The sequence below is a fragment of the Vibrio sp. 970 genome (genome assembly GCF_033339075.1).
Map to the genome: position 1 here is coordinate 1 of NZ_JAWOTW010000299.1, position 709 is coordinate 709.

Below are 709 nucleotides of genomic sequence, written 5' to 3' on the forward strand. Positions count from 1 at the left end.
ATATTATTCGTTAATGGTTAGTTTCTTTACATCGCCGTTGCGAGTTGTAATGACATAACCATCAGACAATAGAGTCGGACCAACCGCAAAACCACTGTCATCAACGAATTGTTGAGCTACGAACTCACCCGTCGAACGATCTAACCAGTGCAGGTAACCTAGGGTATCACCTAACACTAAATAGTTACCGATGATAACTGGCGCAGTTAACTGACGGTGTTCTAATAGGCTATTTTCCCACAGTTCAGTACCGCTTCGAGCATCAACCGCGACCACGTGATCTTTTTCGGTGATCACAAAGATACGACTGCCGTCCGTTGCGATATCGTTCGCTGACGAATAATTACGCTTCCAGATTGGGTTAGCCGAACGCAAATCAATAGCGATCAACTGACCATTGTATCCAATGGTGAAAAGAGTTCCGCCCAGTACAATAGGAGAAGAGTCAACGTCAACCAGACGGTCAATTTCCGTAGCGCCTTTCGGTGTGCCTACTGGTTGTTGCCAAATAAGCTGACCACGCTCCACAATCGCTGCGGCTAGTCGACCATTTGCCGTACCCCAGAAAACACCACCACCAATCGCAGTTGGAGTGCTGTCGCCGCGTAGTGTCAGGTTTGGAACTTCAGTACTTAGTGCCCAGCGCTGCTCACCAGAGCTTTCATCCAAAGCAATCAACATGCCACGGCTGGTATTTACGATGATCAAG

General features: G+C 47.8%; 1 protein-coding gene. It reads right to left on the reverse strand.

From position 1 onward, the window contains the following. Window positions 1-3: 3 nt before the first annotated feature. Window positions 4-709 (reverse strand): outer membrane protein assembly factor BamB (bamB, locus tag R7Q11_RS26290; protein WP_225467013.1); only part of this gene is annotated, 706 nt, incomplete at its 5' end.